6 protein-coding genes are annotated in these 7,924 nt (G+C 70.5%); 1 reads left to right on the forward strand and 5 read right to left on the reverse strand.

Annotated features, from left to right (window positions below; genetic code table 11):
• Positions 1-93: 93 nt before the first annotated feature.
• A complete protein-coding gene (locus HMPREF3099_RS03235) occupies positions 94-405 on the forward strand; it encodes a cupin domain-containing protein (RefSeq protein WP_070703898.1) in 312 nt (103 codons plus the stop codon).
• Positions 406-453: 48 nt separating this feature from the next.
• Here HMPREF3099_RS03235 and dnaE read toward each other — a convergent pair whose 3' ends face one another.
• The 5 genes from dnaE to HMPREF3099_RS03260 form a co-directional block, all read right to left on the reverse strand.
• A complete protein-coding gene (gene dnaE, locus HMPREF3099_RS03240) occupies positions 454-4,020 on the reverse strand; it encodes a DNA polymerase III subunit alpha (protein ID WP_070703900.1) in 3,567 nt (1,188 codons plus the stop codon).
• Positions 4,021-4,100: 80 nt separating this feature from the next.
• A complete protein-coding gene (locus HMPREF3099_RS03245) occupies positions 4,101-5,219 on the reverse strand; it encodes a hypothetical protein (RefSeq protein WP_141761961.1) in 1,119 nt (372 codons plus the stop codon).
• Between the two features lie 137 nt (positions 5,220-5,356).
• The gene (locus tag HMPREF3099_RS03250; RefSeq protein WP_070703905.1) at positions 5,357-6,286 is read right to left on the reverse strand and encodes an RluA family pseudouridine synthase; all 930 of its coding nucleotides are present in this window, start codon (positions 6,284-6,286) and stop codon (positions 5,357-5,359) included.
• A complete protein-coding gene (lspA, locus tag HMPREF3099_RS03255) occupies positions 6,283-6,783 on the reverse strand; it encodes a signal peptidase II (protein WP_237769719.1) in 501 nt (166 codons plus the stop codon). The genes HMPREF3099_RS03250 and lspA overlap by 4 nt, the downstream gene beginning before the upstream one ends.
• A 59-nt stretch (positions 6,784-6,842) precedes the next feature.
• Complete coding sequence (locus tag HMPREF3099_RS03260; protein ID WP_070703908.1) at positions 6,843-7,583, reverse strand: TraR/DksA family transcriptional regulator; 741 nt, start codon at positions 7,581-7,583, stop codon at positions 6,843-6,845.
• Positions 7,584-7,924: the final 341 nt, after the last annotated feature.

Consider the following 7,924-nt stretch of genomic DNA (forward strand, 5'->3'; position numbering starts at 1 on the left):
GCCCGCACCACCACCCACCCTGTGGACACCGACCGGGTCCGTCCCTCTCGCTAGGGTCGCGACGGCAGCCACACCCCACCCGGAGAGGACCCCATGCGCTTCGTGACCGCCACCGACCACACCGCCGACCGCCCCTGGGGCGCCCTCGACCTGGCCACCGTCGACGGCGCCTCGGTCCGCCTCCACTGGACCGACGAGCCCTACGTCTGGCACGTCAACGACGGCGTCGAGGTGTTCGTGGTGCTCGACGGCGCGGTGGACATGCACTACCGCGCGGACGGCCGCGAGGAGGTGGAGCTGCTCACCCCGGGGCGCATCTGCATCGCCGAGGAGGGCGACGAGCACGTGGCCCACCCGCGCGGAGCCGCACGCATCCTCGTGGTCGAGCGCGAGGGGTCGGTCTGAGGCGCGGCGACCACGGCGGCAGCCTGCAGAGGCGGCGGCGCGCCCCGCTCAACCCACCGCCAGACAGTTCGGCCCCAGCAGCTGCTTGAGGTCACCGAACAGCGAGTTCGACGCCTCCACGCGCAGGCTGTCCTCCACCCGCATCACCACCCGGCGCCCGGGCTGGGTGAGGTGGATCTGCACCTCCGTGGGCCCGGGGTGCTCCGAGAGCACGGTGCGCAGCCTGTTCACCACCGCATCGGTGGTCTGGTTCATGGCCATGTGGATCATCACCGGACCGCGGGGCCCGTCGTCCAGGTCCGGCAGCCGCAGGTCGCTGGCGAAGATCGACACCCCGTCCTCACCACGCTTCACGCGACCGGTGACCACGCACACCACGTCCTGCGTGAGCATCGTGGAGACGGTCATGTAGGTACGCGCGAAGAACAGGCACTCCACCGACCCCTCGAGGTCCTCCACGGTGGCGATGGCCCACAGCTCGCCACGCTTGTTGCGCTTGGTGACCACCTGGGTGATGAGCCCGGCGATGGTGACCTCCGCACCGTCGGGCTTGCCGTCCTCGGAGTTGAGCACCGCGATGGTGCAGTCCGCCGCCCGGCTCAGCGCGTGCTCGATGCCGAACAGCGGGTGGTCCGAGACGTACAGACCCAGCATGTCGCGCTCGAAGGCCAGGAGGGTCTGCTTGTCCCACTCCATGTCCGGGATGGCCGGCATGCCGCCCAGCCCGCTGGACCCGCCCTCGTCGGACTCGCCCATGAGCGCGGCGAAGAGCGACTCCTGACCGCGCTCCTGCTCCTTCTTCTCCCCCACCAGGGCGTCCACGTAGGCCTCGTGCACGCTCGCCAGGGCCTGGCGCTGGTGGCCGAGGTCGTCGAACGCACCGGCCTTGATGAGGGAGTCGATGGTGCGCTTGTTGCACACCACCGCCGGGCACTTGCGCAGGAAGTCCTCGAAGGAGGTGAACCGCCCCTTCTCCTCACGGGTGGCGATGATGGCCTTCACCACGTTGCCGCCCACGTTGCGGATGGCCTCCAGACCGAAGCGGATGTCCTCCCCCACGGCGGCGAACTGGCCGATGGACTCGTTGACGTCCGGCGGCAGCACCTTGATGCCCATGCGGCGGCACTCGCCCAGGTACAGGGCGGACTTGTCCTTGTCGTCGCGCACGCTGGTGAGCAGCGCGGCCATGTACTCGGCGCGGTAGTTGGCCTTGAGGTAGGCGGTCCAGTACGACACCACGCCGTAGGCGGCGGTGTGCGCCTTGTTGAACGCGTAGTCACTGAACGGCAGGAGGATGCCCCAGAGCGTCTCGACCGACTCCTTGGAGTACCCGTTGTCGAGCATGCCGGCCTCGAAGTTGACGTACTCGGCGTCGAGCACCTCCTTCTTCTTCTTGCCCATGGCGCGACGCAGCAGGTCTGCGTTGCCGAGCGTGTAGCCCGCCAGCTTCTGCGCGATCTCCATGACCTGCTCCTGGTAGATGATCAGGCCGTAGGTCATCTTCAGGATCGGCTCCAGCGCCTCGGTGGGCTCGGGGTGGATGTAGTCCACCGGCTGCTTGCCGTTCTTGCGCAGCGCGAAGTTGGTGTGCGCGTTGGCGCCCATGGGGCCGGGGCGGTAGAGCGCGAGGGCGGCGGAGATGTCCTCGAAGTTGTCCGGCTGCATGAGGCGCAGCAGCGAGCGCATGCCGCCGCCGTCGAGCTGGAAGACGCCGAGCGTGTCGCCCCGGGCCAGCAGCTTGTAGGCCGCCGGGTCGGTCATGTCCTTGCTCAGGGCGTCGAGGTCGATCTCCTCGCCCCGGTTGGACTCCACGTTCTTGATGGCGTCGTCGAGGATGGTGAGATTGCGCAGCCCCAGGAAGTCCATCTTGACCAGGCCGAGCGTCTCGCAGGACGGGTAGTCGAACTGCGTGATGATCTGCCCGTCGGCCTCGCGCCGCATGATCGGGATGAGGTCGATGAGGGGCTCGCTGGCCATGATCACGCCGGCGGCGTGCACGCCCCACTGGCGCTTCAGGCCCTCCAGGCCGACCGCGGTGTCGAACACCTCGCGGGCCTCGGGGTCGTTGGCGTGCAGCTCGCGGAAGTCGATGGCCTCGGCGTAACGGGGGTGCTTCTCGTCGAAGATGCCCGAGAGCGGGATGTCCTTGCCCATCACCGCCGGCGGCATGGCCTTGGTGAGCTTCTCACCGGTGGCGAACGGGAAGCCCATCACGCGGCTGGCGTCCTTGAGGGCCTGCTTGGCCTTGATGGTGCCGTAGGTGACGATCATGGCCACGCGGTCGCTGCCGTACTTCTCGGTGACGTACTTGATGACCTCGGGGCGGCGGCGCTCGTCGAAGTCGACGTCGAAGTCCGGCATCGACTGACGCTCGGGGTTGAGGAAGCGCTCGAAGATCAGGCCGTGCGGCACCGGGTCCAGGTCCGTGATGCCCATGGCGTAGGCGCACATGGAACCGGCACCACTGCCACGCCCCGGACCCACGCGGATGCCGTTGTCCTTGGCCCAGTTGATGAAGTCGGCCACCACGAGGAAGTACCCGGGGTACCCCTTGCCGATGATGACCTCCTGCTCGTACTCCGCCTGCTTCAGGGCGTAGTCGGGCACGGTGTCGCCGAAGCGGCGCTTCAGGCCGGTCTGCACCTCGTGGATGAACCAGGACGTCTCGTCGTGGCCGTCGGGGCAGGGGAAGCGCGGCATGTACCGGCCCTCCCCCTCGGTGAACTCGACATTGCACCGTTCGGCGATGAGCAGGGTGTTGTCGCACGCCTCGGGCAGCTCGCGCCACAGGTGGCGCATCTCCGCGGCGGACTTGATGTAGAACTCGTCGCTGTCGAACTTGAACCGGTTGGGGTCCATCAAGGTCGACCCGGACTGCACGCACAGCAGGGCGCCGTGGGCCTTGGCGTCCTCCTTCTTGGTGTAGTGCAGGTCGTTGGTGGCCACCAGCGGCAACTCGAGCTCCTTGGCCAGCTTGAGCAGGTCGGCACGGACGTTGCGCTCGATGTCGAGCCCGTGGTCCATGAGCTCGCAGAAGTAGTTGTCGCGACCGAAGATGTCGCGCAGGTCGCTGGCGGCCTGCAGGGCCTCGGAGTACTGCCCCAGGCGCAGGCGGGTCTGCACCTCGCCCGATGGGCAGCCGGTGGTGGCGATGAGCCCCTTGCTGTAGCGCTCCAGCAGCTCGCGGTCCATGCGGGGCTTGAAGTAGAAGCCCTCGATGGAGGCCAGCGACGAGGCGCGGAAGAGGTTGTGCATGCCCTCGGTGGTCTCGGCCCACAGGGTCATGTGGGTGTACGCACCGGATCCGGAGACGTCGTTGCGCCCCCCGTCGCCGTACTTCACACGGGTCTTGTCCGTGCGGTGCGTGCCGGGGGTGACGTAGGCCTCCACTCCGATGATGGGCTTGGCCTGGTACTTGCGCGCCTTGGACCAGAACTCGTAGGCACCGAACACCGAGCCGTGGTCCGTGGTGGCGATGGCGGGCATGCCCATCTCGTCGGCCGTGGCGAACATGTCGTCGATGCGGGCCGCACCGTCCAGCATCGAGTACTCGGTGTGGTTGTGCAGGTGGACGAAGTTCTCACCGGTGCCGGAGGTGGGGGTGGGTGCGCTCATCGCGGGTCATCCTACGACCGGCCACCGACAGCCTCCGGGGGCCGTGGGAACCGGTCCCACGCCCCCCGGAGGGAGCCCGCTCAACGCCCCGGCGAGGCGCCGGAGGGCGCCCGGACGACGTCCGTCACGACGAGGTCACCGGGCACGGAGTGGCCCAGCGTCCGCTCGTGCACGTGCTCGGGGTCGTCGAACGCGAACCACCGCAGCAGCAGGTGCTCACGCTCGGTGACCGCCATCTGCGCGGAGCCCTGGTCGAGCGAGAAGTGGGCGCTGCCGCGCTGGTGCTCGTCCACGACGAACCGCCCGATGCGCCGCGCGTCGGAACCGTCCGCCGAGGCCGCGGCGACGACCCCGTCGTGGGTGACCCAGACCAGCTGGTCACCCCACCGGGCCAGGTCCAGCACCCCCATCCTCCGACGGACGGCCCGGTCCCCCGTCATCGGCACCGTCCTCACGTCACCCCGGACCGAGGTCACCACCTGCAGCTCCTCACCCGACCCCGCGGAGGCGAAGCCGGCCAGACCCGTGCCCCGGCCCCGGTGGCACACCCACTGCACCGTCGTGGCCCCCTGCAGGTACCTGCCGCGCAGGACGGAACGGCCCACCTCCTGGACTCCCCCGTCGGTGTCGATGCGCAGCTCGGTCAGGTGCTGCGCCGCGGAGTCACTGGCTCCGTCGTCGTCGACGAGAACCCGGTAGTCCTTGCCGCAGGACCATGCCCCCACCACGTACCCGTCGACCTCCACCCGGGCGTCAACCCCCTCGGGATCGATCACACTGCCCGTGAACGCGTACCCCCGGCCTCCGGACCGGGTGCCGGCGTTCTTCAGCACCAGGGTCGTGTCACCGACACCGGTGACGGTGACTCCGCCCACCTCGTCCTCGTCGGAGGGCGGCAGGTCACCCACCCCGGGAGCCCCACCTGCCACGGGGAGCAGCACCTCCTGCTGCCGGGCGGGCACCACGAGCTGGTCGCCTGCGACCACGGCGTCGGCGTTCTCCAGACCCGCAGTGGGGTGCTCGGCGACCACGTCCCCGGCATCGTCCACCAGCACCACCTGACCGTGTGGGTGCCCCCCATCGGCGTCCAGGGAGGTCTCGACCACGGCCACCGACCACGGGGGCAGCGACGTGGTCTCCTCCTGGGACCCCTCTCCGCTGCACCCGGCCACCAGACCGACCACCGCCCCCAGACCCACGACCCGTCGTGCCCACACCCATCGCATCGGCGCTCTCCCGTCCCGGCGCACCTCCTGACGGTGCCGCTCGTCCCGAGCAGTAGACGCTGCAGCGCCGGTGGGAGCTCTCCCCCTCAGGGGGGGGCGGCGGGCGCGACTCAGCCGCGGAGCTGGTCGATGGCCGCCTGCAGGTCGTCGGGGTACTCGCTGGTGAAGGTGACCCACTCCCCCGAGCCGGGGTGGGTGAAGCCCAGCTCCACGGCGTGCAGCCACTGGCGCTCCAGCCCGAGCCGCTTGGCCAGGGTCGGGTCGGCCCCGTAGGTGGGGTCACCCGCGCAGGGGTGGCCCATCGCGGAGAAGTGCACGCGGATCTGGTGGGTGCGCCCGGTCTCCAGGTGCACCTCCAGCAGGGAGGCCGCGCGGTGTGCCTCGAGCAGCTCGTAGTGCGTGATGCTGGGGCGCCCGGTGGACATGACGGCGAACCGGTAGTCGTGCCCCGGGTGGCGGCCGATGGGGGCGTCGATGGTGCCGCTCAACGGGTCCGGCAGGCCCTGGACCACCGTGTGGTAGGTCTTCTCGACCGTCCGGTCGCGGAAGGCCTGCTTGAGTACCGTGTAGGCACGCTCGGACTTGGCCACCACCATGAGCCCGGAGGTGCCCACGTCCAGGCGCTGCACGATGCCCTGGCGCTCGGCGGCGCCCGAGGTGCTGATGCGGTAGCCCTCCGCGGCCAGCCCACCCACGACGTCCGGGCCCTTCCAGCCCACCGACGGGTGCGCGGCCACGCCGGCCGGCTTGTCCACCACGATGATCTCGGTGTCCTCGTGCACGACCCGCATGCCGGGGATCGGCTCGGTGCTCGGCAGCACGGGCTGCGCCTGGTTCTCGGCCGGGAGGGTCACCGTCACCAGCTCGCCGGCCAGCAGCCGGTCACCCTTGCCCAGGGCCTTGGAGCCCATGACCACGCCGCCCTCGGCGGCCACGTCGGCCACCCGGTTGCGGGAAAGTCCCAGCAGCCGGGAGAGCCCGGCGTCGACGCGCTCGCCGTCCAGCCCGTCGGGGACCACCACGGTGCGGGTGTCGCTCATGCTCGCTCCTCCTGGTCGGCGCGGGTCGTCGCCTCGGTCTCGTCGGCCTGCGCGGTGGGCTCCACGCCACGCAGGGCCTGCAGCACGATGAGGGCCGCACCGCAGGTGACGCCGATGTCGGCCACGTTGAAGATCGGCCAGTGCGGCAGCATCAGGAAGTCCACCACGTGGCCGCGCCCCACGCCGGGCGCCCGGACGAGGCGGTCCACCAGGTTGCCCGCCGCGCCGCCGGCCACGAGGCCCAGCGCGAGGGCCCACAGCGGGCTCACCACCCGCGTGCTGAACCACAGGATGGCGCCGGTGACCAGCGTGGCCAGCACCGTGAACACCCACGTGGTGCCGGTGCCGAGGCTGAACGCCGCGCCGGGGTTGAACACCAGCCGAAGCTGCAGCAGCTCCCCCAGGAGGGGTCGGGTGACGCCGCGCTCGAGGCCGCTGAGGGCCCACTGCTTGGTGGCCTGGTCGAGGACCACCCACAGCGCGGCGAGACCCGCCACGAGGGGCAGGAAGCCCCCGCGGCGGGTCGTCGGACGAGTGGTCTGGGTGTGGGACGCGTTCAGCGTCGCTCCTGGTGCTGCTTGCATGGCATGCACAGGGTCGCACGCGGGAAGGCCTGGAGCCGCATCTTGCCGATGGCCTGGTCGCAGTTCTCGCACCGGCCGTAGGTGCCGTCGGCGATGCGCCCCAGCGCCGTGGTGGTCTGCAGGAGCATGGAGCGGGAGTTCTCGGCCAGCGACATCTCGTGCTGGCGCTCGCTGCTGAACGACCCGGCGTCGGCCTCGTCGCCCTGCGAGCCCTGGCTGCTGCTCACGAGCTCGTAGAGGTCGCTCTCGGCGATCTCCAGCTCCTGGGTGAGGCGGGCGAGCTCGGACTCGAGCTCGGTGCGCACCTCGGCCAGCTCGGCCTTCGACCAGGGCTCCTCGGCCTGGCCGACCACGAGCTCCTTGGCCTTGGCCGCCTTGCGACCCGTGAGGCGCTCGCCGACGGTGGACTTCTTGGCCGGTGCCTTCTTCGCGGTGGTCTTCTTCGCCGTGGCCTTGGTGGCGGGGGACTTCTTCTCGGCAGCCTTCTTGGCAGCCTTCTTGGCGTCGGCCTTGGCCGTGGACTTCTTGCCGGCGGCCTTCTTGCCGGCGGCCTTCGTGGCGGTCGCCTTCTTCGCCGTCGCCTTCTTCGAGGCCCCCTCGGCCTGCGCGGCCGCCGGGTCCTTGGTGGCCTTGGCGCCGGCCTTCTTCGCCGTCGCCTTCTTGGCGGTCGCCTTCTTCGTCGGCGCCTTCGTGCTCGCGGTCGTCGTCGCCACCGCATCTCCTCGGTTCGGCGGGCCGAACCGATCCGGCAGACCCCTCGCGAGGGGCGTCGCCTGCGGCCCTGGTACCCGTGCTCGGCGCTCCGTTCCCGGAACGATTGCGGGAACCATAGGCCGCAGCAGCGGGTGGGCCAAACCCCTCACCGGATCGTGCCCAAATCGTCACCTCGTGTTCGGCGCGCGTTCACCGGGGACGCGAACCGACCTCAGCCCCAGAGGGAACTGGCCCCCGTGACGCGCGGCGCGGAGGCCGGACGCCCCTCCACCGGGGCCTCGTCGACGCCCTCGACCGGCCCCGAGGACGCCACCTCGGACGGCGCGGGCGCGGGCGCGGG

The sequence above is a fragment of the Kytococcus sp. HMSC28H12 genome, from assembly GCF_001816045.1.
Classification (GTDB): domain Bacteria; phylum Actinomycetota; class Actinomycetes; order Actinomycetales; family Dermatophilaceae; genus Kytococcus; species Kytococcus schroeteri.